This is a genomic window from Curtobacterium sp. YC1 (assembly GCF_016267665.1).
Taxonomy (GTDB): Bacteria; Actinomycetota; Actinomycetes; order Actinomycetales; family Microbacteriaceae; genus Curtobacterium.
In genome coordinates, this window is the sequence record NZ_CP066341.1 from 2,842,854 (window position 1) to 2,867,391 (window position 24,538).

A 24,538-nucleotide genomic window follows, 5' to 3' on the forward strand; every position below is an offset into this window, starting at 1 on the left:
CTCCTCTTTCGTGACACCGTCCGGACGCTCTCAGGAAGACCTGGGGGCACACGGACAGCATCTGCCGCGGGACAGCCTAGCAGAGGAGCACCGTGAGCGACACCCCGACCGACGAGGACAGCATCGGCATCGACGCCGCCAGGGACATCGCGGAGGTGCCGGCCGTCGAGCTCATCAACACCGTCGCGGTGCACCTGCTCAGTGCCGCCGCCGTGAAGGTCGGCCTGGCCGACGACCCGCAGGAGCAGACCGACCTGGACGAGGCGCGGAAGCTCATCACCGCACTCGCCGGCCTGGTGACGGCCGCCGCGACCGAGATCGGCGACCATCACGCCCGCCCGCTCCGCGACGGGCTGCGGTCGTTGCAGCTCGCCTTCCGCGAGGCGTCGGCGATCCCCGACGCCCCCGGCAAGGGCCCGGGCGAGAAGTACACCGGTCCCGTCAACTGACGGGCGTCACCACCTGACGGACGGGAGGCACGGTGCCGGCTGGCACCGTGCCTCCCGTCCGTCAGGTGGGTCGGGTCGGTCAGGACGCGCCGGTCGCGTCAGTCAGGACCCACCGGTCGCGCCGGTCAGGATGCGCCGCCGACCAGGCGTCCGACCGCGGCCGACGGGATGCCGACCCAGTCCGGGCGGTTCCGGGTCTCGTAGACGACCTCGTAGACGGCCTTGTCGAGTTCGAACGCGTCGAGCAGGGCACGGTGGTCGGCGAGGTCGACGCCCGTGCCGCGCTGGTACCCCTGGAGGAACCGCGCCCGTGCGTCGGCCGCCCAGGCCGCCGCGTCGACCGGCTCGGCCTCGTGCGCCAGGGCTCCGGCCACGTAGTCGAACGACCGGAGCATGCCGGCGAGGTCGCGCAGGGTGACGTCCGGCAGGGAGCGCTCGTCGAGGGGACGCAGGGGCTCGCCCTCGAAGTCCAGGAACACCCAGCCGCGCGGGTCCGGTGCGGCGAGGACCTGGCCGAGGTGCAGGTCGCCGTGGACGCGCTGCAGGTCGGGCCAGACGGCGTCGGCGGCTCGCGCGTAGACGGCACGGATCGCGTCGGCGTGCTCCGCGACGGCCGGGGCCTCGCGCGTGGCCGTCTCGAGCCGGTCGTGCATGGTGGCGACGGCGGCGTCACGACGGGCGGCGTCCGCGGGTTCCGTCGGCAGGGCGGTCGCGAGGGTGCGGTGGACGTCCGCCAGGGCGGTACCGAGCTGCTCGGCGCGGTCGCCGAAGGGCGTGCCGGCCTGCGCCTCCCGCAGGGCCACGCGCCAGGCGTCGTCGAGGCCGGGCAGGAACTCCTGCGCGAATGCCAGGTGGCCGCTCGCGGTGCCGTCCGGTCGGCCGACGTCGGGCCACTCGGCACGGAGGGCGCCGTACACCCGGGGCACGCGGGTGCTGCCCGCCGCGGTCAGTGCGAGCTGCATGGTGACGTCCGGGTTGTCGCCGTGGTGCAGGACCCGGAAGACCTTGATGATCACGCGCTCGCCGGACTCGGTGTCGCAGATGACCGAGGTGTTCGACTGCTCGCCGGTGAGCACCCGCGCGGCCACGACCCGGCCGATCGGGGTGAGGCTGTCGGTCGAGGCGTCGATACGTGCGGCGAGCGCCGACACCCACCCGAGGTCGGTCGTGGCGTCGACGAGCGAGCCGTCGGCGTCGGTCGTCACCGGCGACTGGTACAGGACGGGGACCGCGGGGGCGTCGTCGATCACCAGTCGGGTCCCGGCGTCCGTCGAGACGGTGCGGAGCCGCGGCACCGATCCCTTCGAGGCGTACCACCGACGGTCGGCGATCCAGGTGCCGAGGTCGTGGTCGCTCGGTGCGCCGGCGTCGGGGGCGTCGATGCCGGGGGCTCGGGTGTCGGGGGCTCGGGTCTCGGGGGCGCTGCGTGCTCCGTCGCTCATGCAGCGGAAGGTACGCGCCGGGTGCTGTCGAGGTGCCGAGTGCGCCACCGGACGCGGTCCGGCAATCGCCGGTGAGCTCTTTACAACGATGTACCAGCACGCGAGCATGGGGGCATGAGCACGCTCGACGGCACCGTGGCCGCACCTGACTCCGCTTCCGCTCCGGCCCTCCCCCTCGCCTCACGGCAGGACGGCACCCACCCCCGGCCGCAGATGCTCCGCTCGGCCTGGGCCGACCTCGACGGCACGTGGTCGTTCCGCAACGACGGCGACGACGTGGCCTGGCGCACGGGCTTCCCCGACGCGCGCGACATCGTGGTGCCGTTCCCGCCCGAGTCCACCGCGTCGGGCATCGACGAGCCCGGCTTCCACCCCGTCGTCTGGTACTCCCGTGCCGTCACGCGGGCCGAGCTGGACGCCGCCGGCTTCGGCGAGGGGGCCCCGCGACTCGTCCTGCACTTCGGAGCCGTCGACCACCGCGCCCGGGTCTGGGTGGACGGGCAGTTCGTCGGCGAGCACGAGGGCGGTCACACCCCGTTCTCGTTCGACGTGACCGAGGTGCTCGCCACCGACCCCGACGCCGTGCACACGCTCGTGGTCCGGGCCGAGGACGACCCGCACGACCTGACCCAGCCCCGCGGCAAGCAGGACTGGCACGAGGACCCGCACGCCATCTGGTACCGCCGGACGACGGGGATCTGGCAGACGGTGTGGCTCGAGGCCGTGCCGACCGCGTCGATCGCGTCCCTGCGGTGGACGAACGTCGACCACGCGACGATGCGACTGACCGTCCGGGTCGACGGCGTCCGCACCGGCGGCGAGCGCCTGCGGGTCGAGGCCCGCTGGGACGACCGCGACGAGCACCTCGCCACGGTCGAGACCACGCTGGGCGAGACCGGCGACGAGTTCGACGTCGTGGTGCCGATCGCGCGCCAGACGAACGGGCAGGCCGAGGACGAACTGCACTGGACGCCCGAGACGCCCCGCCTGGTCGACACCACCGTCACGCTCCTCCCCCGCGCCGGGTCGGCCGCCGTCGACGCGGTGGCGAGCTACTTCGGCATCCGCACGGTCGGCGTCGACGGCGGTGCCTTCCTGCTCAACGGTCGCCCGCACGACGTCCGCAGCGTCCTGAACCAGGGCTACTGGCCGGAGTCGCACATCGCCGCACCGTCGCGCGAGGCCTTGCGCCGCGAGGTCGAGCTCATCAAGGAGCTCGGCTTCAACGCCGCCCGCAACCACCAGAAGATCGAGGACCCGCGCTTCCTGTACTGGGCCGACCGGCTCGGCCTGATGGTGTGGGGCGAGGCCCCCGGTGCCTACGCGTTCTCGCCCCGTGCGGTCCAGCGCCTGGTGCGCGAGTGGATGGACGCCGTGGAGCGGGACGCCTCGCACCCGTCGATCGTCACCTGGGTGCCGGTCAACGAGAGCTGGGGGGTGCAGCACATCGCCACGGACCCGGCGCAGCAGGCCTACGCCCGCGCGCTCGCCGACGTCACGCGGGCGATCGACCCGACGCGTCCGGTCATCTCGAACGACGGCTGGGAGCACACGAACTCCGACATCGTCACGATCCACGACTACGAGGGCGCCGGCCCGGCCCTCGCCCGCACCTACGCCGACGCGGCGGCGCGCACCGCCCTGTTCGAACGCTTCGGTCCGGCCGGGCGCTGGGTGCTCGTCGGCGGCGCGCAGGACCTGGGGCAGCCGGTCATGCTCACCGAGTTCGGCGGCGTGAACTACCAGCCGGGTGCGCAGCGCGAGGACGGCTGGGGGTACACCTCGGCGACGGACGGCGACGACTGGGTCGCGCGCATCACCGCGCTGTACGACGCCGTCCGGGCGAGCTCGTTCCTGGCGGGCTCCTGCTGGACGCAGCTCACCGACACCATGCAGGAGACGAACGGCCTGCTCAACGCCGACCGCAGCCCGAAGGTGCCGATCGAGCAGATCCGTCGCGCGGTCACGGGGCACTAGCCGGGAGGCCCGCCCTCCGTCCGCGGCGGTGGTCGGGTCCGGCAGACGGACCCGACCACCGCTGCTGGTCATCCGAGCGCGCCCGCGTGCGCGAGCGGGGGCCGTGGTCTGGGAGGATCGGGCGGGTGACGAGCGTGGCGGGAGCGACCCGGGCCTCCAGGGCGGGGGTCGGGCGGGTGCTGACCGGACCCCGCAGCGCGTGGACCGCGCCCCTGGTCATCTGGGCGGCCTCGCGGATGCTGAGCACCGCGCTGCTGGCAGCGGTGTACCTGCTCGCGACGGCGAACGGCTGGACCTTCGCCTCGCACCGCCAGGACCCGTCGTTCTTCACCTTCTCGGGTTCGTGGGACGCGTCGTTCTACCGGGCCATCGCCGAGCACGGCTACCCGGGCACGCTGCCGACCGACGACGCGGGACACGTGCAGCCGAACGCGTGGGCGTTCCTGCCGGTGTTCCCCGCGGTGGTGCGGGTCGTCATGACGCTGACGGGTGCGTCGTTCTGGGTCGCCGGGGTGGTCGTCGCCTCGATCGCCGGCGCGGTGGCCTGCGTGCTGCTGTACCGACTCGTGCTCGCCGTCGGGTCACCACGTCGGGCGCGGTGGGCGACCGTGCTGTTCGCGTTCGCCCCGACCGGGTTCCTGCTGCAGGTCGCCTACGCCGAGAGCCTGCTGCTCGCGCTGCTCTTCGGCGCGCTGCTCGCCCTGGTGCGGCGGCGGTACTGGTGGATCGCCCCGCTCGGCATCGTCGCGGCCTTCACGAAACCGGGGGTGCTGGCCCTGGCGCTCGCGCTCGCCGTGCACCTGGTCGTGCGGTGGGTCGAGGCCCAGCGCTCGGGGCGGAGCGTCGAGGTCTTCCCGTGGCGAGAGCGCGTGGTGATCGTGGTCTCGGGGCTCGTCGTGGCGGCGGCGGGGCTCGCGTGGCCGGTCGTCGCATCGACGGTGACCGGACGGCCGGACGCCTACCTGGAGACCGAGCTGTCGTGGTGGGTGGGGTTCGTCGGCCGTCAGCACTTCGCGCCGTTGACCCCGTGGTTCACGATGGCGTCGACCTGGCTCGGACCGCTCGGCGTCGTGCTGGTGCTCGCCGTGCTGGCCGGCGCGGTGTGGTTCTGGACGCGTCGGGGCGTGCGGGCGCTGGGGACGGACGTGCTCGCGTTCACGGCGTCGTACGGGCTGTACCTGGTCGCGGTGTTCCTGCCGCAGCAGTCGCTGCCGCGGCTGCTCATGCCGATGGCGCCGCTGCTCGGGTCGGACCCGTTCGTCGGCACGCGGCGCCGAGCCGTGACGTGGTCGGTCGTCGGCGTGTGCCTGCAGCCGGTGGCGATCGTGCTGCTCTGGTTCCTCGGGTACCCCTGAGCCGGGTCTGCGCGATCGGGGCGCGGCGAGCCGGGACGTCGTCGGGGTGCCGGGGCGTCGGGGCTGCGCTACGCGTCGAAGGTGTGGAACCAGGCCGAGCCGCCCGGGTGCTGCACCGTGATCATCTCGTCGAGGTCCCGGTACGGGCCGTCCTGGTTGTGGCTCGCCGACTTGATGCGGATGGTGCCGTCGGGCTCGGTGAAGACCTCGGACACGATCGTGGTGTGGTCCGGTGAACCGTTCGCGTTCCAGTCGAAGAACACGATGTCACCGACCTTGACCTTGTCGCGCTCGTCCGACGACCGCCGGGTGAGCCCGAACTCGGCCGCGTTGTCCGCGAGCCAAGGGTCCATCGTCGGGCAGTAGGTCCACGTCGCGCTGTGCTCGGCCCCGGCTGCCCGGTTGTACCAGTCGGACCGCTGCTCCCACCCGCGGGCGATGAGGGTCTGGCTGACGTAGTTCGCGCAGTCCCCGCCGATCGGGTTCATGGTGCCGTACTCGGCGAGGTTGTAGTCCTTCCAGTACCGCATCGCGTAGGCGAGCTGCCGGTCGACGTCGGTCAGCGCCGCGTACGCCAGGCTCGTCGTCGCGACGGCGTCGCCCGCGGCCGGTGCCGGGGCGGCGGTCGGCGTGGGTGTGGCCGTCGCCGTGTCCTGCGTCGCGCCGGTCTGACCGTCGTTCGCGGCGCTGCCGTTGCCGTCGGAGGACTGGTTCGCCGATGGGGTCGGTTCGATCGCCGAGGTGAACAGTGCGACCTCGGCGTCGCCCGCGGTGTACATCGCCTGGTGCGGGGCCGTGAAGGTCACCTTCGACGCGGTGGCCTGCACGTCGCGTGCGGCGACGCCGCCGACGGTGACGCCCTTGACCGCGGCGAGCCCCGCACCCGTCACGGTGACCGTGACGCCACCGGCCAGCGGGACCTGCGCCGGGCTGAGGGCCTTCGCCACGGGCTCCGCCGTCGGGGTGGCCTGCGGGTCCGTCCCCCCGCCCGCACCCTTGCGACCGGTGCTGCGGTCGTCGCCCCCGGACGAGCACGCCGCGACGGCGAGGCCGATCCCGGCGACGCCGGCGAGGGACAGGAGGGCACGGCGGTTCATCGAGGCAGTCATGACACGACCAGCGTATGCGACGCCGCCGTCCCTCCCACAGGGCATGATCGTCGTCCGGGGGCGGATCGCTCCCGTCCCCGAGCCCGACCGGGCCGGACCGCCCCGAGAGGATCAGCACACCATGCCCGAGAGCCACGACTTCTTCGTCGCCACCGACCCCGGGACCGCCCGCGCCCAGGCGCGCGACGCCCTCGTCCGAGAGGGCTACACGGTCGACGACGCCGAGCAGGGGGCACTCCGCGCGACGCGGGGCAGCTTCGGCCTGACGCTGCTCCTGGGCGGTCTCGCGAACGACCGCACGTTCCACACCCGGCTCGACGTGCAGATCATGGTCACCCCGGACGGCCGCACGGTCGCCCGGCTGCTGCGCGGCTCCGGCAGGTCGGTGGTGATGGGCGGCGCACTCGGCGCGACCAGGGGCAACCGGGCGTTCGAGCAGGCCGCCAACGCCGTGCACGCCACGTTCGCCCGCGCCGGGGTGCTGACCGACAGCATCCCGGGCTGAGCGACCGCCCTGCAGACGAAGAGCGGGCCCGGCACCGTCCGGTGCCGGGCCCGCTCGCCGTCTGGTGGTCAGCTCAGGAGCACGAGACGTTCCGGTCGATGGTGCCGGAGCCGTAGGGCACCTCGACCTGCACCATGGCGATCGTGCCGCCGGGCAGCGGGGTGCCGGAGCAGGCCTTGCGTGCCTTCGTGACGGTGCTCCTGCCGAGCGCGATCCAGTTCGAGCGGCCGTAGAGCGGGCTGTTCGACTTGACCGTGCCCGCGATGGTCTTCCACTGCGAAGTGGTCGAGTAGAGGCCGATCCGCTTCACGCCGGCCGTCTTGAGCCCGACGATCATGCCCTGCATCGCCGCCCGGTTCTGAGCGGTGTCGCGCTGGTACGACAGGCCGATCTCGACGTCGAGCCACCAGCGGTACGCGGACGGGTTCGAGACGCCACGGCTCTGCACGTCGTCGTACCCGCGTGCGTAGCCGTACATGAACGAGCACGGCAGGGAGACCTGCTTCTTGCCGCCCTTCGTCACGCACTTGCCGAACGGGTTGGTGGGCGTCGTGCCCTCGTAGCGGTTCGACGTGGGCCAGACCGACGCCTTCAGGCCCGGGTTTGCGAACAGCACGTACAGCTGGGTCTTCGGCTGGGTGGACCCCCCGACGGACTGCGCCGCCCAGGCGAGCTGGTCGTCGAGACACCGGTTCGTCTGGTTGCCGAGCGAGCCGTTCACGCCGACGATCGCGAAGGCCTGGCCGGTCGGTACCTGGCTGTCGCACTGCGGCCAAGAGATGTCGACGCCGAGCGGCGTGACCGCTGCCGAGGCGGTCGACGTCGGGCCGGCCACGACGACCCCCGCTGCGACGACGACGGCGGCCGCGAGCGTCGCGACGAGACGAGTGAGACGGTGCATGCTTTCCCCCCTGGACGGACCCGGTACGGGTCGGCGGCCCTCGGCCGCGCACGGGGAGTCTAGGGTGATGCGCGCTGCACCACACCCCCTCGCCCGCGAGCCTGTGTCGAACGACCCACCACCGGCTGCCTGTGCAGGACGGTGCCCGACCACAACGGTACGGAACGGCCCGGATCGACCCCGCAACGACGGAACGGCCCGGAACCTGTCGGTTCCGGGCCGTTCTCGTGGTTGCCACCTGGTGGAGCTAAGGGGATTCGAACCCCTGACCTTCTCATTGCGAACGAGACGCGCTACCAACTGCGCCATAGCCCCAAGTGCTCGACCACACTAGCACCCCCGGTCCGCCGATCCGAAATCGCCCGGGGGCCGTCGGGCGTGCCGTGGTCAGACCGCGCGACGACGCCGCATGATCGCGTCGAGGTCGGCCTGCTGGTACGCGTCGTCGTCGAGGACACCCATGCCGGCCCACTTGCTCGGCGGAGCGGCGGGCTCGTCGGCGGGAGCGGGAGCAGCGGGGGCGGCGGCGGTCGGCGCCGCCGGAGCCCTGAGCCCGAGCCGCTCGGCCAGACGCCCCTGGTCGTGCGCGGACAGCGACGCGGCGGCCTCCTCGAGCTCGGGCCGCATCCGTGACACGCGTGCCAGCGACGGGTCGGACTCCCCCGCACGGATGGCTGCCGCTTCGGCCTCGGCCTCGGCCTTGGCGGCGGCGACGCGCTCCTTCAGACGGGCGGCGAGCTCGGCGGACGACTCCGGCGAGGCAGCCGGTGCCGTGGGGCGCTCGACGTACAGAGGCTTCGGCACGCGGTTCGGCGTCCAGGTGCGGTCCGCCGTCGGCGCGGCGGGCTGGTCGGTGGAGAGCGGCGGGGCCGGATCCGTCCAGGTGGTCGTCGGCCGGGAGGCGCGGCTCGCGCCCGCCTCGGACGCCGCGATCCGCTGCTTCCGCGCCGTCGCCACCTGGTGCAGCTGCGCGAGGACCGCTGCGGATCCCCCCGCGGCGACCAGGCCCGCGACGCCGATGAGCCAGAGCGACGGTGCCACGACGAAGGTGACGAGCGCGACGACGACACCGAGGGTGCCGAACAGGGTCGCTCCGAGCCGGGACCGGCGCATCCGCATCGCGGTCAGTGCGGGTACCGAGGACGCCCGCTCGAGCACGGGCGCCTGCTCGGCGAGGCGACGGGTGATCTCCCGCTGGCGAGCGGCCTCGTGCGCGCGGACGATCGCGGTGCGCTTCGCCTCTTCGGACCGGGCGACGCGCTGCGCCTCGGCCAGGGACTTCGCGTTGAGCTCGACGCGGACCTCGTCGGGCAGCTCGGCCGTCTGCGCGAGGATCCGCAGGGTCTGCTGCAACCGGATCGCGTTCCGCTCGGTGGCGAGGTACTGGCGACGGGCGGCCCACGACGGCATCAGGTAGACGAGCCAGAGCACGGCCGCGACGAGCAGGACGATGCCGCCACCCCACGAGCCGATACCTGCCATGCGAACACGGTAGGGGCGGGCACTTCCCTGTCGCGTGATTGCCGGACGCGTGTTGCGCGTGTCGCGGCGGAATCCGTGGGACGTGCCCCGGGCCTCCCGTCAGAGCCGCGGTGTCGTGTGGATCGGCAGCGACGCCTCGCCACGCGCACTGCGCGGGACCGAACCGACCCCGGGCGGTACGCGGCCCTGCACCCAGCGGTCGAGCACGCCCTCGCGGACCTCCTCGGCGACGAGGGCGAAGCAGAAGTGGTCGCGCCAGTCGCCGTTGATGTGGATGTACCGGCGGCGCAGCCCCTCGTACCGGAAGCCGAGCTTCTCGACGACGCGCAGGCTCGGGGCGTTCTCGGGTCGGATGCAGATCTCGATCCGGTGCACGCCGAGCGACCGGAAGCAGTGGTCGACGGCGAGGGCGACCGAGATCGGGGTGACGTTGTGCCCGGCGGCGCCCTCGACCACCCAGTAGCCGATGGACGCGCTCGCGAGTGAGCCGTAGGTGATGCCGGAGACGTTGAGCTGGCCGACGAAGCGGCCGTCGAGCTCCATCGCGAACGGCAGACCGAGACCCGCGCGGGCGTTGGCCTGGAGCGCGCGGATGCTGCCGCGGACGTCGGTGGAGGCGTGCCCGGAGGGGTTCGTGGCCTCCCAGGTGCGGAGCCACGAGCGGTTGGTCGCGAGCGCCGCGTCGAGGTCGCGGGTGTCGCGGAGCCGGAGGGGGCGGATGGTGACCCGCCCGTGGGACAGGGTCGGGATCGTCGTCATCGCTTGCTTCCTCCGGGGTCCCGCCGCTGTGCGGGGCGGGGAGTCCCGCTCGGGTCCGGGTGCACCGGACCCGAGCGGGATGGCCGACTATTCGCCCGCGTTGAACTCCTTGAGCCACGACTTGAGGTCGGGGCCGAGGTCGTCGCGGTCCGAGGCGAGCTGCACGATCGCCTTGATGTAGTCCAGCTTGTCACCGGTGTCGTACCGGCGTCCACGGAAGACGACGCCGTACACGCCGCCGGTCCACTCCTCGGCGCTCGCCATCTTCATGAGCGCGTCGGTCAGCTGGATCTCGCCGCCCTTGCCCGGCTCCTGCTTCTCGAGGACGTCGAAGACCTCGGGACGGATGACGTACCGGCCGATGATGGCCAGGTTCGAGGGCGCCTCGCCCTGCGCCGGCTTCTCGACGAGACCGGTGATCTTCACGACGTCGTCGGTGTCGGTCTGCTCGACCGTGGCGATGCCGTACAGGTGGGTCTGCGACTCGGGGACCTCGAGCAGGGCCACGATGGTCGCGTTCTTCTCGCCCTGGACCTCGATCATGCGCTGGAGCAGCGGGTCGCGGGCGTCGATGATGTCGTCACCGAGGAGCACGGCGAACGGCTCGCGGCCGACGTGCATCTTGGCGCGGAGCACGGCGTGACCGAGGCCGAGCGGGTCGCCCTGGCGCACGTAGTGCATGTCGGCGAGGTCCGTGGACTGGTTCACCTTCTGCAGCTTCTCGTGGTCGCCCTTCTTCTTGAGGGTCTCCTCGAGTTCCGACACGTGGTCGAAGTGGTTCTCGAGCGCGTTCTTGTTGCGCCCGGTGATCATCAGCACGTCGGTGAGCCCGGCACCGACTGCCTCTTCCACCACGTACTGGATGGCCGGCTTGTCGACGACGGGGAGCATCTCCTTCGGCATCGCCTTGGTCGCGGGGAGGAAGCGGGTGCCCAGGCCAGCGGCCGGGATCACCGCCTTCGAAATCTGGAAGCCCATGCTCAGACCGTATCCGATCCCCCTTTCCAGGGCATGTCATCGCTCCTGGGGACACGCGTTCGGCGCGGTTCCCGGCGGGAAGCCGCAATGCGAGCCTCGGTAGACTCCTGCGCATGACCGCCGATCTCGGGAACGAGAAGCGCGCCCTGCGAGCCGAACTCCGGCAGCGGCGGCGCACCCGGACCACGACCGAACGCGACGCGGACACGCTCGCGCTCACCGAGACCCTGCAGCGCTTCGCCGAGGAGCGGCAGGTCGAGTCGATCGCGCTGTACCTGTCAGCGTCGGACGAACCGAACGTGCGGCCGTTCCTGAACTGGGCGTTCGAGCGGGGCATCCGTGTCCTGCTGCCGATCACCCGCGAGGACGGACTGCTGGACTGGGCGGTCGGCGACGGAGCCTCGGAGACGGAGAGCCTGCTCGGCCTGCCCGAGGTCGTCGGCGAGGTGCTGTCCCCCCTGGCGATCAACGGTGTCGACGCCATCCTGACCCCCGCCGCGGCGGTCGGACACGACGGCGTGCGGATGGGCTGGGGCCGCGGCTACTACGACAAGACCCTCGGGTCCATGGCGAACCGGCCGCCCGTCTATGCTGTGATCTTCGACGCGGAGTACCTCGACGAGGTCCCGCGCGAACCCCACGACGAACCCGTCGACGGCATCATCACGCCGTCACGCATCATCACGTTCCGGAGCTGACGTGCCCACCTACTCGTACCGTTGCACCGAGTGCGACAACGCGTTCGACATCAAGCAGTCGTTCTCCGACGCCACCCTGACGGAGTGCCCGGTGTGCGGCGGCGCGCTGCGGAAGGTGTTCTCCCCCGTCGGCGTGACGTTCAACGGCGGCGGCTTCTACCGCACCGACTCCCGCGCGACGCCGAAGACCGAGAGCTCGTCGTCGTCCGCTTCGGCATCCCCGTCCGACACGAAGTCGTCTGCGTCGACGCCCGCGAAGACCGAGTCGAAGCCGAGCACGCCGAAGCCCGCAGCGTCCTGACGAGGGCTGCGCTCCCCGGATAGGTTGGGCGCGTCGCCACCCGGCGGCCGTCCTCGACCCGGAAGGAGTCCCTGCATGAAGGGCTTCAAGGAGTTCCTGCTCCGCGGCAACGTCATCGATCTGGCGGTCGCCGTCGTCATCGGTGCGGCGTTCACCGCGATCGTCACCACGATCGTCAACGCGCTGATCAACCCGCTCATCGGCGCCGTGTTCAACGCGTCGAGCCTGGACCGGGCCCTGATCGTCAAGATCCCCACGGTGTCCGGCGGGAACGCCGAGATCCTGTTCGGCGCGATCATCGGTGCCGTGCTGAACTTCGTCATCGTCGCGGCCGTCGTGTACTTCGCGCTCGTCGTGCCCGTCAACCACCTGAAGAAGGCGGCGTTCGAGCAGGTCAAGAACGACGAGCAGCAGACCCCGCAGGACGTCCCGCCCACCGACGTCGAGGTGCTGCTCGAGATCCGCGACCTGCTCCGGCCGCAGACCGCCGGCAGCACGGGGACCGGTACGGGTGCGCACATCGCCCCGTCGACCGCGCCCGAGGGCCCCGGCATCGGCGGCTCGACGAAGCTCTAGCCGCGTCGTCCCCGGCGACGGCGCCGTGATCGCGCCCCGCCACGGGCATCGCGCCCCGACTCTCCGGGGCGCGATGCCCGTTCGGGGGCGCGATCATGTGCCACCGACCGCAGCCGGCGGCAGAGGCGGCAGCGACAGGGGCGCCAGCGCCGCCAGCGTCAGCGCGCGACGGGGGCGGCGCGGCGCTTCGCGAACATCGCCGCCGCGTACTGCACCCCCGCGAGCACGTGCCCCACGGTGCCGAGGTACACGAACACCAGGGCCACGACCCGGACCCACGGCGCGTTCTCGTCGACGGTGTGCACCGCCGAGAACAGCAGCACCGGCAGCCCGACGAACAGCAGGGCCGAGCGGATCTTGCCCGTCCACGTGACGTCGAGGTCCGGGTTGCCGTGGAACAGCACGCTCGACAGGACCACGAGCACCAGGTCGACCAGCACCACGACGGCGACGACCCACCAGGGCAGCAGCCCGACGAGCACCAGGGACAGCACGGTCGCGATGATCGCCAGGCGGTCCGCCACGGGGTCGATCGCCTTGCCGAGCTTCGACCCTTGGTCGAACCGGCGTGCGATGAAGCCGTCCGCCCAGTCGCTCACGCCGATGACGACGAGCGTCACGAGCGCCCAGCCCGGGTGGCCGGCGACGACGAGCCACACGAACACCGGGATCAGCAGCAGCCGGATCAGCGAGATCAGGTTCGGCCAGGTCTGCCAGTCGGGGCGCTGCCGCGCGGTGTCAGTCATCAGGGGTCAGGCTACCGGTTACCAGTGCGGGGGGACGTCGCGCCGGAGCTGGTCGTCGTTCTCGCCGTCGCGGTGCCGCGCCGGTTCCGGCGGCGGTGCCGGGTCGTAGCCCGCCACCGGCTGGGTCGTGACACGCCTGCGGCGCCGCACCGGGCCTCCCGACGGGGTGTCCGTCTCGCCCCCGTCAGCGGTGGGGCGAACGGGAGGCGCGGCTGACGACCCGTCGTCGGCCCGCGTCCACGACCCCACCAGCTGGTCGGTCTCCGGCGTCACCGGACCGGCGGGCCGCGAGGCCCGGCGGCTCGGCCGGGCCGTCACCGGCGTGCGGGGCCGATGACGGGCACGCGGGGATCGAGATCCTGCGTGGTCACCGGCGTGCGGGGCCGATGACGGGCACGCGGGGATCGAGGTCCTGCGTGGTCACCGGCGGGCGGGGATCGGGGGGATCGAGATCTCCTGCGTGGCACCGCGGTCGACACCGAGCACGGCGGCGACGGTGTTCGCGACGCGGTCCGGGTCGGAGAACAGCTGGAACGCGTGCACGCGCACGTAGTGCCAGCCGAGTCGGCGGAGCACCTCGGGGCGCAGGCGCAGCGACTCCCGCAGCGAGCCCTTCACCAGCGACGCGTCGGTCTCGATCGTCACGCAGACCCCGCCGTGCGCGGCGACCAGGCCGAGCTTGCCGCGGTGGCCGAGCGCGACCGGGATGCCGCGCATCTCGAGGCGCCGGGCCAGGTCGACGAGCAGCGGGTCGGAGTCGTCCGGCACGTACTCGGCGGTGGTGCGCGCACGCACCTCGGCCAGGATCTCGGCGAGGGCGACGGTGCCGTGGCCCATCCGCTCGGCCTCGATGTCCGACGGCTGGAAGCAGGTCACGATGACCATCGACCGGCGCGCACGGGTCATCGCGACCGCGAGCAGCCGCTCACCGCCGGGCTTGCCGAGCGGACCGAAGTCGCGCAGGACACGGCCGTGCGGGGTCCGGCCGTAGCCGATGGAGAACACGACGCGGTCGCGGCTCTGCGCCACCGACTGCTCGAGCGTCGCCACGATGAACGGCTCGGCGCGGTCGCCGATGACGAACTCGGTCAGGTCCTTGTGGCCCTGGGCGGCGGTGAGCACGGCCTGCTCGACGCGCACGGCGTGCTTCGCCGACGCGGTGATGACCATGAGGGACTCGGTCGGACGGGTGCGGGCGTGGTCGAGGACGAGCCGGACCACGCGGTCCACCTCGGCGTCGACGCTCTCCACCGCACCGGACTCGGGGTCGGGGACGGCCTTGCCGTCGCTGACGTAGTCGAGCGCGATCGAGCCGTGGCCCAGGAACGAACCGGCCCAGGGCAGCGACTCGATCCGGCCGCCGTAGAAGCGACGGTTGACGAGCTCGGCCAGGTCCTCGCCGCCGGCGCGGTAGGACCGCGTGAGCGACAGGGTCGGCAGCAGCGTCGACAGCTTGGCCAGTGCGGAGTCGGCGTGGAACGCGTCGAGCGTGCCCTCGTCGACCTGCAGGGCGCGGTGCTCGGGGTCGACCGCGATGCGGAACGGCGACGGGGTCTGCGTGACCGGGTCGCCGAACACGACGGTCTGCCGGGCCCGACGGACGGCGCCGACGGTCTCGGCGATCGTCACGGCACCGGCGTCCACCAGGATCACGGTGTCGAACGGCATCGTGTCGGCGATCTGCGAGACCTCGTACGGGCTCGCGAGCCAGACCGGTGCGATCGACCGGGACAGGTGCGGTGCGGAGTCCTGCAGCAGCCGTGAGGTGATCGCCCCCTCGCGCAGCTGCGTCTTGAGCGCCGTCGCCTCGTCCGGCCAGTCGACGAGACCGACCTTCCAGTTCTCGGCGAGCTGCCACGCCAGCCCCTGCGAGACGCCGGCGGCGTGGGCGTCGTCGACCAGGCGGAAGTCGGCCTCGACCCGGTCGAGCATGTCCGTGTTGGCGCCGAGCAGGGCGCGGTCGGACTCGAGCATCGTCTCGAGCGCGGACTGCCACCAGGCGAGTTCGAGTTCGGCGGGCACCTGCACGTCCGGCACGTGCCGGTTCGCCAGGTCGGTGATGAGCGGCTCGAGCTGCAGGTCGCGGAGCGTCTGCATGAGCTCGGTGCGCTCCTGCAGGTTGTGCAGGACGTCGGACTCGGCGGCGAGCTCGGCGACGGTCGGCACGAGCTGGTCGACGGGCGTGTTGGCGAGCTGGCGGTCGCGGTCGGTGCGGCCCAGCGGTTCGTCCAGGCGCGCGAGGTCCTCGGCGACGTTCGAGAACAGCACCTGCACGTCCGCGATGCCGGTGGGCACCTCGGGGTTCACGCCGGCGGCGACGTAGCGCTGCCACAGCACGCGCTGCTGCTGCACGCGGGTCAGGGCCTCGTGCAGGTCGGAGACGTGCACGCCCGGGCGGACGTACTCGCGGGCGAGCTTCTTGAGCCGGCGGCGGTTCGTCGACGACATCGGGGCGCCCTCGCCGCGGGGTGCGGTGGCGGCCACGAGCTCGGACACCGAGCGGTCGAACACCACCGGCAGGAACCGGTCGAGCGTGTCCCGGATCTCGGTGAGCAGGCGCAGGTAGATGCCGAGCTCGTTGATCGTCGTGAACTGCCGCATGTGGGTCGTCGCCACCAGGTCGTGGGCGCGGCGGAGCAGCGTGGGCAGGCCGTCGGCGTCCAGGTCCTTCGCGATGCGGTGGGCGCGCTGGGCGCCGTCGCTCGACGAGAACTTCGCGCCGTACCAGGGCGAGTCGTCGGGGCCGTAGCGGAACTCACCGAGGTTGGCGGCGCTGACCATGGTCTCGGCGACGCGGGAGCGACCCTCGACCATGCTCGCCACCGAGGTGCGTGACAGGCGCGCGGTCGTCGACGGCGGCACCGGCAGCAGGGACAGCCGCGAGAGCTCGACCAGGCAGTCGAGCACCGAGACGCCGAAGTCGGCGTCCTTGCGGGTGAGCGAACCGCGGTAGTCGGTGAGCACCTTGCGCAGGCGGACGAGGGCGTCGTCGACCTCGCGCAGGTTGGGTCGCGCGGCCTTCTCGTTGCGGGCGATGGCCCGGACGACGTCACGGCGCAGGGTCGACGGCGTCACCGCGACGCCGGGCAGCTGGACCTCGCCGAACCGGGCGGCGATCCCACGGAGGGTCGCGCGGCGCGGGCTGACGACGAGCACGCGCTTGTTCGCGGCGACGAGTCCGCCGAGGGCGTTCACGATGGTCTGCGTGCCGCCCGTGCCCGGCAGGGTCTTCACGACGATGGAGTTGCCGGCCGCGATCTGCGCGATCACGTTCTCCTGCTCGTCGTCGGCGTCGAGCAGCAGCGTGTCGGTCTCGGGGCTGCGCTCGTCCGACGGGGTCTGCTCGACCGGGTGGTACGACTGCTCGACCTGCCACTTCGCGCTCGGGTTGCCGGCCAGGGCGTCGAGCACGGGGTGCGACAGGTCGCCGGTGTCCTCGACCATGCCGGTCGCGACCTCGGCGAAGGTGGACACCACGAGGCGTGCGTGCACCGAGAATCCCGGGATGTGCGCGGTCAGGCCGCGCAGGCGGTCGATGACCGGGTTCGGCGTGAAGGAGCCGTCCTGCTGCGCGAGCGCCACGAAGGACTGCGCGTCGAGGATGACCCCGAACTGCTCGTGCAGCGCGTCGGCGAGGCCCGGGTTGAGCACCGGCTCGCCGAGCAGCCGGACCTCGAAGTCGCGGCCGTGCCGGCGGATCGCCAGGGGGCGCAGGAGCACCGGGCCGCGGAACTGCTCGTCGCCGTGCTGCCAGTCGGCCATGCCGATGCCGAGCTTCACGGCGTCGATCCCGCGCACGGTGGCGAGCTCGGTGCCCTTCGCCTCGACGTGTCCGGCGGCCACGCGGGCGGCGCGGAGCGCCACCTCGTCGCGGATCAGGCTGGACAGCAGGGTCGTCTTGCCGGTGATGAACTGCGCGAGGCCGCCGGGGTGCGTGGTCGACAGCTCGATGCGGGCCCGCGGGTGGTCGCTGAAGTGGGTGAGCGGGCTGGTGCCGCCGACCCCGGTCAGCTGGGTGCGCCAGCCGTCCCACGTCGGCTCCGCCGCGTTGCCGGCCTGGAGGCGCGGATCGCCCAGGCTGATCGCCTGCGGGCTCGTGAGCTGCAGCTCGGGTCGCAGGGTCCGGTCCGGTTCGTCCGTCACGGCGCGCTCTTCCTGCTGTCCCCGTCGGTCGTCCTGGTCCCCCTGGTCGTCGTCGGCGTGCTCCTGGGCACCCTCGACGGGGACGTCGTCGTTCACGTCGTCCTCACCGTCGGTCGCCCTGTCCGCTCGCCACACATCCGACACTGTAGGCGGAACCGGACGGCGTCTCTGGCAATGAACCGAGGTTTCGGGGTTTCCGCGTGCAGACGGCGCGCGTCGCGTCCGATGTGGTACCAACGGGGCATGGCCATCGACGACCGCACCACACCGTCCGCCCCCACGCCGAACCGGCGTCGATCGGTCCCCGCCGAGATCTCGCGCTCCTGGTTGCTCGTCTCCGGCACCGCGACCGACCGCTTCGAGAAGTCGCAGCGGTCCCGTGCCGACCAGATCATCCTGGACATCGAGGACGCCGTCGACCCGGCCGCGAAGCCCTCCGCCCGACAGGGGGTCGCCGCGTGGCTGGCCGGCGGCGGCGAGGCCTGGGTCCGGATCAACGACGTCACCACCGACTTCTGGGCCGACGACGTCGAGGAGCTCCGCGGCCTGCCGGGGCTGCAGGGCGTCATGCTCGCGAAGACCGAGTCCCCCGCGCAGGTCACCGACACCTGGCACCGGCTCGGCGGGCAGACCCCCGTGATCGCCCTGGTCGAGTCCGCGGTGGGCATCGAGGAGTCGGTCTCCATCGCGAAGGCGCAGGGTGCGTTCCGCCTGGCCTTCGGCTCCGGGGACTACCGCCGCGACACCGGCACGAGCGCGGACACCCTGGCGATGGCGTACCCGCGGTCGAGGCTCGTCGTCGCCTCGCGCGTGGGCGACCTGCCCGGCCCGATCGACGGCCCGACGGTGGGCTCGTCGCACCCCATCCTGCGCGAGCAGTCGCAGGTGGCGGTGTCGCTCGGCCTGACCGGCAAGCTCTGCCTGGACACCGAGCAGCTGCCGGTGATCAACGAGGTCATCTCGCCCACGCCGACCGACGTGGCCTGGGCGCAGGACTTCCTCGACGACTTCGACGCGCGCGGCGGGGTCATCCGCGACGGTTCCGATCTGCCGCGCCTGGGCCGGGCCCAGAAGATCCAGCGCCTCGCACAGGCGTTCGGGGTCGAGGCGCGGTAGGACTGCACCCATGACCTGGTCCAACGTCCCCGGCCGTCCGCCGCAGTCCTCCCCCGGCCCTTCCGACGCGCAGCGCGCCGAGTGGGAGCGCGGCGGCACCACGCTGTTCCCGCCGGCGAAGCTCGCCGACCGGATCTCCACGGTGCTGCTCCTGGTGTTCGGCGCGGTGATGACGGTCGTCACCGCGGTGGTCGGCATCGTCGCGGTGGCGTCGGTCACCGCCTCGTGCGACGCCGAGGCCGGGTGCACCCCCGGCGGGGCCATCGGGGGTGCGGCCATCGCGGTCGGCGGTGCGTTCGTGATCGGGGCCGCGACGATCGTGCTGTCGATCGGTGCGTGGATCCGTCGGAAGCCGTCCTGGTGGATCGCCGCGATCGGCTTCGTGCTCGCGATCGTCGTCATCGCCTGGGGTGGCGTCGTGTTCGCCGACGCCGTCGACAGCGGCGCCGGGTCGTCCTCGTCGGTGTCGGCGGCCAGCGCCTGAGCCCGGCCGACCCCGCCTGAGCGTGCGTGCGTGCACCCGGCGCATGCTGGGCCGATGAAGCAACGAGTCATCGGAGACGTGTCGGTCGGCGCCATCGGACTGGGCGGCATGCCCATGTCGATCGAGGGCCGGCCCGACGAACGACAGGCCATCGCGACCATCCACGCGGCGCTCGAAGCGGGCGTCACGCTCATCGACACCGCCGACGCGTACCACGTGGGCGGTGCCGACGAGGTCGGGCACAACGAGGAGCTCATCGCCCGTGCCGTGCGGGAGTACCACGACGACACCTCGTCAGTGCTCATCGCCACGAAGGGCGGCCACCTTCGCCCCGAGGCCGGCGGCTGGACGCAGAACGGCCACCCGGAGTACCTGAAGGAGGCTGCGAAGGCCTCGGCGAAGCGGCTCGGCGTCGAGTCGATCGGGCTGTACCAGTTCCACCGTCCGGACCCCGCGGTGCCATACGCCGACTCGGTCGGGGCGCTCGCGGAGCTGCTCGACGAGGGCGTCATCCGCATGGCCGGCATCTCGAACGCCGACCCGGATCAGATCCGCACCGCGAACGAGGAGCTCGGCGGGCGCCTGGCATCGGTGCAGAACCAGTACTCGCCGAAGTTCCGGTCGAGCGAACCGGAGCTCGAACTGTGCGACGAGCTCGGCATCGCGTTCCTGCCGTGGAGCCCGCTCGGTGGCATCGGCAGCGCGGCCGACCTCGGCACGGCGTTCGAGGACTTCGCGTACATCGCCCGTGACCGCGGCGTCACCCCGCAGGTGATCGCCCTCGCGTGGGAGCTGCAGAAGAGCGACGTGGTCGTGCCGATCCCCGGTGCGTCGCGCCCGCAGTCCATCCTCGACTCGGCGACGGCCCCGACCATCAAGCTCGGCCCGGACGACGTCGCCCGTCTCGACGCGGCCCGCGCGGCCGACGACTGACCCGACCGACGACCGGCCCGACCGACCGGGACGACGACGCCCCGCAGCTCCGAAGGGAGCGGCGGGGCGTCGTCGTCGTGCCCGGACGGGTGCGGGTCGCTCAGCCCTTCGCGGGGCAGACCGTCGAGACGCGGTCGAGCGTCTTCTCCACGTCGGCCTGTGCGTCCTGCACGGCGGTGTCGTCGGTCGACCCGCTGGCGCGCACGGCGGAGGCGTAGTCCTTCGCGGCACCGGTGAAGTCCTCGAACGTGTCGTGCACCTGCTCGTTCGTGACCTTCGGCAGCGCGGCGTCGAGCCGGTCGGTGAACTCGCCGATGAGCTCGGCGCGGGCGGCCGGCTCGGCGGGCGCCGACGACGAGCCCTGCTCCTTGAGGAACGACGCGAGTTCGTCCTCCAGGAACGTGCAGGCCTCGGTCTTGGTCTGGGCCGGGGCCGCCTCGGCGGTCTTCGTCGCCGACGGTGCGCTGGACGACCGGTCGGTGTCGTCGCCGGACGCGTCGCCGCCCGAGCAGCCGGCCAGCAGCGTCACGGCCACGAGCGCGGTCGTGACGGCGGTGATGGTGCGACGCATCAGGAGTTGCACTCCTTCTGGAACGCGTTCCCGGCGTCCTGCACCTTGGTGCTCGACTTCGTCAGACCCGAGACGTCCGCCGACTGCGGGTCGTCGGCGATGTCCTCGATGTCGTCGACGAGGTCGCCGTAGGCCTCCTCGAACGCCTCGCCCTTGTCCTGCAGGGCCTCGTCGGACAGGTCGTCGACGCCGTCCGAGATCTTGCCGTCGAGCTCCTTGAGCTTGGTGACGGCGGCGTCCGGGTCGGACTGCAGCTTGGTCGCCTCGGACTGCACGCCCTCGGCGGCGGTCTTGACGGTCTTCTCGAACTGCTCGCACTGCTCGGCCTTCGACGGCCCGGTCGAGCACCCGGCGAGCAGCGTGAGTGCGAGCCCGGCGGTGGCGAGCGCGATGAACTTCTTGGGCATGGTGGAGGGTCCCCTCGATCTGTCCGCACTCCCCCGGATGAGGTGCAGATCCGTCGCCGAGCGTACATGGGTCGCTCATCGGATGACCGGCCGCCGGGCGTACCGTCGAGGGATGCGCGCCATCACGTTCGACGACTCCACCATGTCCGTGACCGACCTGCCCGACCCGACGCCCGCCGCGGGCGAGGTGCTCATCGAGGTCGCCGCGGCCGGCGTGAACAACGCGGACCTGCAGCAGCGGGCGGGGAACTACCCGCCGCCGCCCGGTGCCTCCGAGATCCTCGGGCTCGAGGTGTCCGGCACGGTCGCGGCGCTCGGCGACGGCGTCACCGGGTTCGCCGTCGGTGACCGCGTGTGCGCCCTGCTGTCCGGAGGCGGGTACGCCTCGCTCGTCGTGGCCCCCGCGACCCAGGTCCTGCCCGTGCCCGACGCCGTCGACCTGGTCGAGGCGGCCGGACTGCCCGAGGCGGCCTGCACCGTCTACTCGAACATCGGCATGCTCGCCGGGCTCCGTCCCGGGCAGACGCTGCTGGTGCACGGCGGCACCGGCGGCATGGGCTCCCACGCGGTGCTGTGGGCGAAGGCCCTGGGCGCGACCGTCATCGCGACGAGCGGCGGCGAGCGGAAGGTCCGGGCCTCGCGCGACCTCGGTGCCGACGAGGTGATCGACCACCGCACCCAGGACTTCGTCGAACGGGTGCTCGCGGCCACCGGCGGCGTCGGGGCTGACGCCATCCTCGACGTCGTCGGGCCGTCGTACCTGGAGCGGAACCTGCAGGCCCTCGCCCCGAACGGCCACATCGCCGTGATCGCTGCCGGCAGCGGCTCGACCGCGGAACTCGACTTCGGTGCGCTCATGCGCAAGCGCGCCACGATCAGCGGCACGACGCTGCGCGCCCGTCCGGTGGACGAGAAGGCCGCCATCGTCGCCGCGGTCCGCGAGCACGTCTGGCCCTTCGTGGCCGACGGCAGCGTGCGCCCGGTCGTCGACGCCGTGCTGCCGCTCGCTCAGGCCGAGGAAGCCCACCGCCGGGTCCGCGACGGCGAGGTCGTCGGCAAGGTGCTGCTGACGCCCTAGGCGTGCACGCGGGACAGGAACTCGACGAGCGCGGGGTGCTGCGGTGCGTCGAGGACGTCGGCGGGGCTGCCCTGCTCGACGACCTCGCCGCGGTGCAGGAACACGATCCGGTCGGCCACGTTCCGCGCGAAGTGCATCTCGTGCGTGGTCATCAGGATCGTCGACCCCTGCCGCTTCAGCTCGGTGACCAGGTCGAGCACCTCGCCCACGAGCTGCGGGTCGAGCGCGCTCGTGACCTCGTCGAGCAGCAGGAGCTCCGGGTCCGACGCGATCGCCCGGACGATGGCGACACGCTGCTGCTGGCCGCCGGACAGCCGGTCGGGGTAGGCACCGGCGAACGACGCGAGGCCGATCCGGTCGAGCAGCCGGCGCGCGGTGTCCTCGGCCTGGGCTCGTGCGATGCCGTGCACCTGGCGGGAGGCGAGCGTGACGTTGTCGAGCACGCTCATGTGCGGGAACAGGTTGAACTGCTGGAACACCACGCCGATGCGTGCCCGTACCGCGTCGACCGGGATGCGCGGGTCGGCGATGTCCGTGCCCTGCAGCAGGATCTCGCCGTCGTCGATGCCCTCGAGCAGGTTCACCGTCTTGAGCAGCGTCGACTTGCCCGATCCCGATGCCCCGATGACGCAGATGACCTCGTGGCGGTGGACCGTCAGGTCGATCCCGCGCAGGACCTCGTGCTCGCCGAAGGCCTTGCGCAGGCCGCGCAGTTCGAGGACCGCAGCGTCCGGACCGGACGCACCACGGCCCTCCAGTCCGTCGGCCGGACGGGAGGCGCGGGTCGCGCCCGCCTCGGATCGCTCGCTCACACGGTCCCTCCGATCTGCTCACGCCGCTGCTGGCGACGCGCGATCGCGTCCGTGACGCGGATCAGCGGCAGGCTGATGAGCACGAACAGCAGCCCCGCGACGAAGTACGGGGTGAAGTTGTAGGTCTCCGCCTGCGCGATCTGGGCGGACCGGACCGCGTCGACGGCACCGAGGATCGACACCAGACCGACGTCCTTCTGCATCGACACGAAGTCGTTCATCAGGGCGGGCGTGACCTTGCGGATCGCCTGCGGCAGCACGACGAGCCGCAGGGTCTTGGCGTGCGAGAGCCCGAGCGACCGGGCGGCCAGGCGCTGCGAGGGGTGCACGGCCTCCATGCCGGCGCGGAGCACCTCGGCGATGTACGACGAGTAGGTCAGGGTGATCGCGATCGTGCCCCAGACCTCGGCGGGCAGGCGCGGGAAGACCCCGAGGCCCGGGATGCCGTAGCCGACCAGGTACAGCACGATGATCAGGGGCAGTCCCCGGAACAGGTCCGTGTAGCCGGTCGCGAGCATCCGCAGCGGGAAGAACACCGGGTTGCGCAGACCGCGCACGACCGCGAGCAGCGTGCCGAACACGGCGACCCCGATGGCGCTGAAGAACAGGATCCGCACGTTCAGCCAGAGCCCCAGCAGGATGTCCGGGAACGCGTCGATCGCGGTCTGCGGGTCGAAGAACGACTGCTGGACCGCGGCCCAGCCGGGGGTGTTCACGACGCCGAAGTACACGACCGCGAGCACGACGAGCGTCGACGCGACCGACACCACGACGGACCGCCGCCCGCGCTGCCGACGGTAGAGCCGACGCTCGAGCTCGACCTGGCTCGGCGCGGGAGCGGCCACCGGTGTGCCGGCGCCTGCTGGCACGGTCATCCGGTTACTTCAGGACCGGCGTACCGGTCTCCGACGAGAGCCACTTGGTCTGCAGGTCCTGCAGGGTGCCGTCGTCGTCGAGGGTCTTCAGGGCCTTGTCGACCTTGCTCGTGAGCTCCGAGCCCTTCGGCAGGACGAAGCCGAACTGGTCACCCTCGCCGTCGTCGGGGAACTGCGCGGACACGGTGCCGTCGTCGACCTGGGCCGAGGCCATGTAGAAGGCCGTCGGCAGGTCGGTGACGATCGCGTCGATCTGCCCGGACTTGAGTGCGAGCACGGCGTCGTCGTTGGAGTTGAACACCTGCGGCGTGACGCCGAGGACGTCCTTGACGCTCGCGATGCTCGTCGAACCGGTCGCGACGCCGATGGCGTCCTGCTTGAGCGCGGCGATCGTGGTGTCGCCGGCGGCCTTCGACCCGGACGTCGTCACGACCGCCTGGGTGGTCGTGTAGTACGCGGTCGACATGTCGACGGCCTTCTTGCGCTTCGCGTCGATCGAGAACTGCTGCACGTTGAGGTCCCAGTCCTTCGGGCCGGGGGCGATGGCGCTGTCGAAGGTGCTGCGCTTCCACACCACGTCGGACTCGCTGTAGCCCATCTCCTTCGCGACGGCGTACGCCACCGCGGACTCGAAGCCCTTGCCCGACTCCGGGTCGTTGTCCTCGATCCACGGCGAGTACGCCGGGTCGCCGGTGGCGATCGTGAGCTTGCCGTCGGTGACGGTGCCGTCGGCGTTGCTGCTGCTGCCGCCGCCGGCGGAGCACGCCGACAGGGCCAGGGCGGCCACCGCGGCGGAGGCGACGGCGAGGGTGAAGCGGAGGGAACGGGTCACGGTCGTGCC

Annotated in this window: 24 protein-coding genes and 1 tRNA gene; 11 read left to right on the forward strand and 14 right to left on the reverse strand. The window is 72.2% G+C overall.

Annotation, left to right across the window (positions count from 1 at the left end):
* The first annotated feature begins 92 nt into the window (after positions 1-92).
* Positions 93-449, forward strand: a complete 357-nt coding sequence (locus tag I8920_RS13365; RefSeq protein ID WP_198656791.1) for a DUF1844 domain-containing protein — start codon at positions 93-95, stop codon at positions 447-449.
* 125 nt (positions 450-574) lie between these two features.
* Here I8920_RS13365 and I8920_RS13370 read toward each other — a convergent pair whose 3' ends face one another.
* A complete protein-coding gene (locus I8920_RS13370) occupies positions 575-1,891 on the reverse strand; it encodes a phosphotransferase (protein WP_232832747.1) in 1,317 nt (438 codons plus the stop codon).
* Positions 1,892-2,005: 114 nt separating this feature from the next.
* Between I8920_RS13370 and I8920_RS13375 the strand changes: the two genes are divergently transcribed.
* Together I8920_RS13375 and I8920_RS13380 are read left to right on the forward strand one after the other, a co-directional pair.
* Positions 2,006-3,868 (forward strand): glycoside hydrolase family 2 TIM barrel-domain containing protein, encoded by a 1,863-nt coding sequence (locus I8920_RS13375; RefSeq protein WP_198656792.1) that lies wholly within the window; start codon positions 2,006-2,008, stop codon positions 3,866-3,868.
* A 125-nt stretch (positions 3,869-3,993) separates the two neighbouring features.
* Entirely contained in the window at positions 3,994-5,223 is a 1,230-nt protein-coding gene (locus tag I8920_RS13380) for a hypothetical protein (protein WP_198656793.1), read from the forward strand.
* 68 nt (positions 5,224-5,291) lie between these two features.
* Here the strand turns inward: I8920_RS13380 and I8920_RS13385 are convergent, their stop codons facing one another.
* Positions 5,292-6,332: an amidase domain-containing protein gene (locus I8920_RS13385; RefSeq protein ID WP_198656794.1), complete on the reverse strand. Its 1,041-nt coding sequence runs from the start codon at positions 6,330-6,332 to the stop codon at positions 5,292-5,294.
* A 121-nt stretch (positions 6,333-6,453) separates the two neighbouring features.
* On the opposite strand from I8920_RS13385, the gene I8920_RS13390 reads away from it, so the two are divergent.
* A complete protein-coding gene (locus I8920_RS13390) occupies positions 6,454-6,837 on the forward strand; it encodes a hypothetical protein (protein WP_198656795.1) in 384 nt (127 codons plus the stop codon).
* Between the two features lie 73 nt (positions 6,838-6,910).
* Here the strand turns inward: I8920_RS13390 and I8920_RS13395 are convergent, their stop codons facing one another.
* The 5 genes from I8920_RS13395 to galU all read right to left on the reverse strand — a co-directional run bounded on the left by I8920_RS13395 (position 6,911) and on the right by galU (position 10,957).
* On the reverse strand, positions 6,911-7,738 hold the full coding sequence (locus I8920_RS13395; protein WP_198656796.1) for a hypothetical protein: 828 nt from the start codon (positions 7,736-7,738) through the stop codon (positions 6,911-6,913).
* A 239-nt stretch (positions 7,739-7,977) separates the two neighbouring features.
* Positions 7,978-8,053, reverse strand: a tRNA-Ala gene (locus tag I8920_RS13400).
* 72 nt (positions 8,054-8,125) lie between these two features.
* Positions 8,126-9,220: a hypothetical protein gene (locus I8920_RS13405; RefSeq protein ID WP_198656797.1), complete on the reverse strand. Its 1,095-nt coding sequence runs from the start codon at positions 9,218-9,220 to the stop codon at positions 8,126-8,128.
* Between the two features lie 99 nt (positions 9,221-9,319).
* Entirely contained in the window at positions 9,320-9,979 is a 660-nt protein-coding gene (locus I8920_RS13410) for a GNAT family N-acetyltransferase (protein WP_198656798.1), read from the reverse strand.
* Positions 9,980-10,066: 87 nt separating this feature from the next.
* Entirely contained in the window at positions 10,067-10,957 is an 891-nt protein-coding gene (gene galU, locus I8920_RS13415; RefSeq protein WP_198656799.1) for a UTP--glucose-1-phosphate uridylyltransferase GalU, read from the reverse strand.
* A 113-nt stretch (positions 10,958-11,070) separates the two neighbouring features.
* Here galU and I8920_RS13420 point away from each other — a divergent pair, with 113 nt between their 5' ends.
* From I8920_RS13420 to mscL, 3 genes are all read left to right on the forward strand, one after another.
* Positions 11,071-11,655, forward strand: a complete 585-nt coding sequence (locus I8920_RS13420) for a 5-formyltetrahydrofolate cyclo-ligase (RefSeq protein ID WP_198656800.1) — start codon at positions 11,071-11,073, stop codon at positions 11,653-11,655.
* Position 11,656: 1 nt separating this feature from the next.
* On the forward strand, positions 11,657-11,956 hold the full coding sequence (locus I8920_RS13425) for an FmdB family zinc ribbon protein (protein ID WP_198656801.1): 300 nt from the start codon (positions 11,657-11,659) through the stop codon (positions 11,954-11,956).
* Between the two features lie 75 nt (positions 11,957-12,031).
* The gene (gene mscL / locus I8920_RS13430) at positions 12,032-12,532 is read left to right on the forward strand and encodes a large conductance mechanosensitive channel protein MscL (protein ID WP_198656802.1); all 501 of its coding nucleotides are present in this window, start codon (positions 12,032-12,034) and stop codon (positions 12,530-12,532) included.
* A 158-nt stretch (positions 12,533-12,690) separates the two neighbouring features.
* On the opposite strand, the gene I8920_RS13435 is transcribed toward mscL, so the two are convergent.
* A complete protein-coding gene (locus I8920_RS13435; protein WP_198656803.1) occupies positions 12,691-13,278 on the reverse strand; it encodes a CDP-alcohol phosphatidyltransferase family protein in 588 nt (195 codons plus the stop codon).
* Positions 13,279-13,698: 420 nt separating this feature from the next.
* Positions 13,699-17,556, reverse strand: a complete 3,858-nt coding sequence (locus I8920_RS13440) for an AAA family ATPase (RefSeq protein ID WP_198656804.1) — start codon at positions 17,554-17,556, stop codon at positions 13,699-13,701.
* Between the two features lie 108 nt (positions 17,557-17,664).
* Here I8920_RS13440 and I8920_RS13445 point away from each other — a divergent pair, with 108 nt between their 5' ends.
* Genes I8920_RS13445 through I8920_RS13455 form a run of 3 tightly spaced genes read left to right on the forward strand, consistent with a single transcriptional unit; the run spans position 17,665 to position 19,954 of the window.
* The gene (locus tag I8920_RS13445) at positions 17,665-18,537 is read left to right on the forward strand and encodes an HpcH/HpaI aldolase/citrate lyase family protein (RefSeq protein ID WP_198656805.1); all 873 of its coding nucleotides are present in this window, start codon (positions 17,665-17,667) and stop codon (positions 18,535-18,537) included.
* A gap of 10 nt (positions 18,538-18,547) precedes the next feature.
* On the forward strand, positions 18,548-19,021 hold the full coding sequence (locus tag I8920_RS13450) for a DUF6264 family protein (RefSeq protein ID WP_198656806.1): 474 nt from the start codon (positions 18,548-18,550) through the stop codon (positions 19,019-19,021).
* 54 nt (positions 19,022-19,075) lie between these two features.
* Positions 19,076-19,954, forward strand: a complete 879-nt coding sequence (locus tag I8920_RS13455; RefSeq protein ID WP_198656807.1) for an aldo/keto reductase — start codon at positions 19,076-19,078, stop codon at positions 19,952-19,954.
* A 100-nt stretch (positions 19,955-20,054) separates the two neighbouring features.
* Here I8920_RS13455 and I8920_RS13460 read toward each other — a convergent pair whose 3' ends face one another.
* Positions 20,055-20,525, reverse strand: a complete 471-nt coding sequence (locus I8920_RS13460) for a hypothetical protein (protein ID WP_198656808.1) — start codon at positions 20,523-20,525, stop codon at positions 20,055-20,057.
* Entirely contained in the window at positions 20,525-20,932 is a 408-nt protein-coding gene (locus I8920_RS13465; protein ID WP_198656809.1) for a hypothetical protein, read from the reverse strand. The genes I8920_RS13460 and I8920_RS13465 overlap by 1 nt, the downstream gene beginning before the upstream one ends.
* Before the next feature lie 112 nt (positions 20,933-21,044).
* On the opposite strand from I8920_RS13465, the gene I8920_RS13470 reads away from it, so the two are divergent.
* Positions 21,045-22,010 (forward strand): NAD(P)H-quinone oxidoreductase, encoded by a 966-nt coding sequence (locus I8920_RS13470; RefSeq protein ID WP_198656810.1) that lies wholly within the window; start codon positions 21,045-21,047, stop codon positions 22,008-22,010.
* On the opposite strand, the gene I8920_RS13475 is transcribed toward I8920_RS13470, so the two are convergent.
* From I8920_RS13475 to I8920_RS13485, 3 genes are read right to left on the reverse strand one after another with little or no spacing between them, the layout of a single operon-like run.
* Positions 22,007-22,768, reverse strand: a complete 762-nt coding sequence (locus I8920_RS13475; RefSeq protein WP_198658766.1) for an amino acid ABC transporter ATP-binding protein — start codon at positions 22,766-22,768, stop codon at positions 22,007-22,009. The genes I8920_RS13470 and I8920_RS13475 overlap by 4 nt on opposite strands.
* 50 nt (positions 22,769-22,818) lie before the next feature.
* A complete protein-coding gene (locus tag I8920_RS13480) occupies positions 22,819-23,697 on the reverse strand; it encodes an amino acid ABC transporter permease (RefSeq protein ID WP_198656811.1) in 879 nt (292 codons plus the stop codon).
* A 4-nt stretch (positions 23,698-23,701) separates the two neighbouring features.
* Entirely contained in the window at positions 23,702-24,529 is an 828-nt protein-coding gene (locus I8920_RS13485) for an ABC transporter substrate-binding protein (protein WP_198656812.1), read from the reverse strand.
* Positions 24,530-24,538 lie beyond the last annotated feature (9 nt).

Coding starts and splice junctions, on each gene's coding strand:
- I8920_RS13370 (WP_232832747.1), bottom strand. CDS start 1,891: ATGAGCGACGGAGCACGCAGCGCCCCCGAGACCCGAGCCCCCGACACC.
- I8920_RS13375 (WP_198656792.1), top strand. CDS start 2,006: ATGAGCACGCTCGACGGCACCGTGGCCGCACCTGACTCCGCTTCCGCT.
- I8920_RS13385 (WP_198656794.1), bottom strand. CDS start 6,332: ATGACTGCCTCGATGAACCGCCGTGCCCTCCTGTCCCTCGCCGGCGTC.
- I8920_RS13390 (WP_198656795.1), top strand. CDS start 6,454: ATGCCCGAGAGCCACGACTTCTTCGTCGCCACCGACCCCGGGACCGCC.
- I8920_RS13395 (WP_198656796.1), bottom strand. CDS start 7,738: ATGCACCGTCTCACTCGTCTCGTCGCGACGCTCGCGGCCGCCGTCGTC.
- I8920_RS13405 (WP_198656797.1), bottom strand. CDS start 9,220: ATGGCAGGTATCGGCTCGTGGGGTGGCGGCATCGTCCTGCTCGTCGCG.
- I8920_RS13410 (WP_198656798.1), bottom strand. CDS start 9,979: ATGACGACGATCCCGACCCTGTCCCACGGGCGGGTCACCATCCGCCCC.
- galU (WP_198656799.1), bottom strand. CDS start 10,957: ATGGGCTTCCAGATTTCGAAGGCGGTGATCCCGGCCGCTGGCCTGGGC.
- I8920_RS13420 (WP_198656800.1), top strand. CDS start 11,071: ATGACCGCCGATCTCGGGAACGAGAAGCGCGCCCTGCGAGCCGAACTC.
- mscL (WP_198656802.1), top strand. CDS start 12,032: ATGAAGGGCTTCAAGGAGTTCCTGCTCCGCGGCAACGTCATCGATCTG.
- I8920_RS13435 (WP_198656803.1), bottom strand. CDS start 13,278: ATGACTGACACCGCGCGGCAGCGCCCCGACTGGCAGACCTGGCCGAAC.
- I8920_RS13445 (WP_198656805.1), top strand. CDS start 17,665: ATGGCCATCGACGACCGCACCACACCGTCCGCCCCCACGCCGAACCGG.
- I8920_RS13450 (WP_198656806.1), top strand. CDS start 18,548: ATGACCTGGTCCAACGTCCCCGGCCGTCCGCCGCAGTCCTCCCCCGGC.
- I8920_RS13455 (WP_198656807.1), top strand. CDS start 19,076: ATGAAGCAACGAGTCATCGGAGACGTGTCGGTCGGCGCCATCGGACTG.
- I8920_RS13460 (WP_198656808.1), bottom strand. CDS start 20,525: ATGCGTCGCACCATCACCGCCGTCACGACCGCGCTCGTGGCCGTGACG.
- I8920_RS13465 (WP_198656809.1), bottom strand. CDS start 20,932: ATGCCCAAGAAGTTCATCGCGCTCGCCACCGCCGGGCTCGCACTCACG.
- I8920_RS13470 (WP_198656810.1), top strand. CDS start 21,045: ATGCGCGCCATCACGTTCGACGACTCCACCATGTCCGTGACCGACCTG.
- I8920_RS13480 (WP_198656811.1), bottom strand. CDS start 23,697: ATGACCGTGCCAGCAGGCGCCGGCACACCGGTGGCCGCTCCCGCGCCG.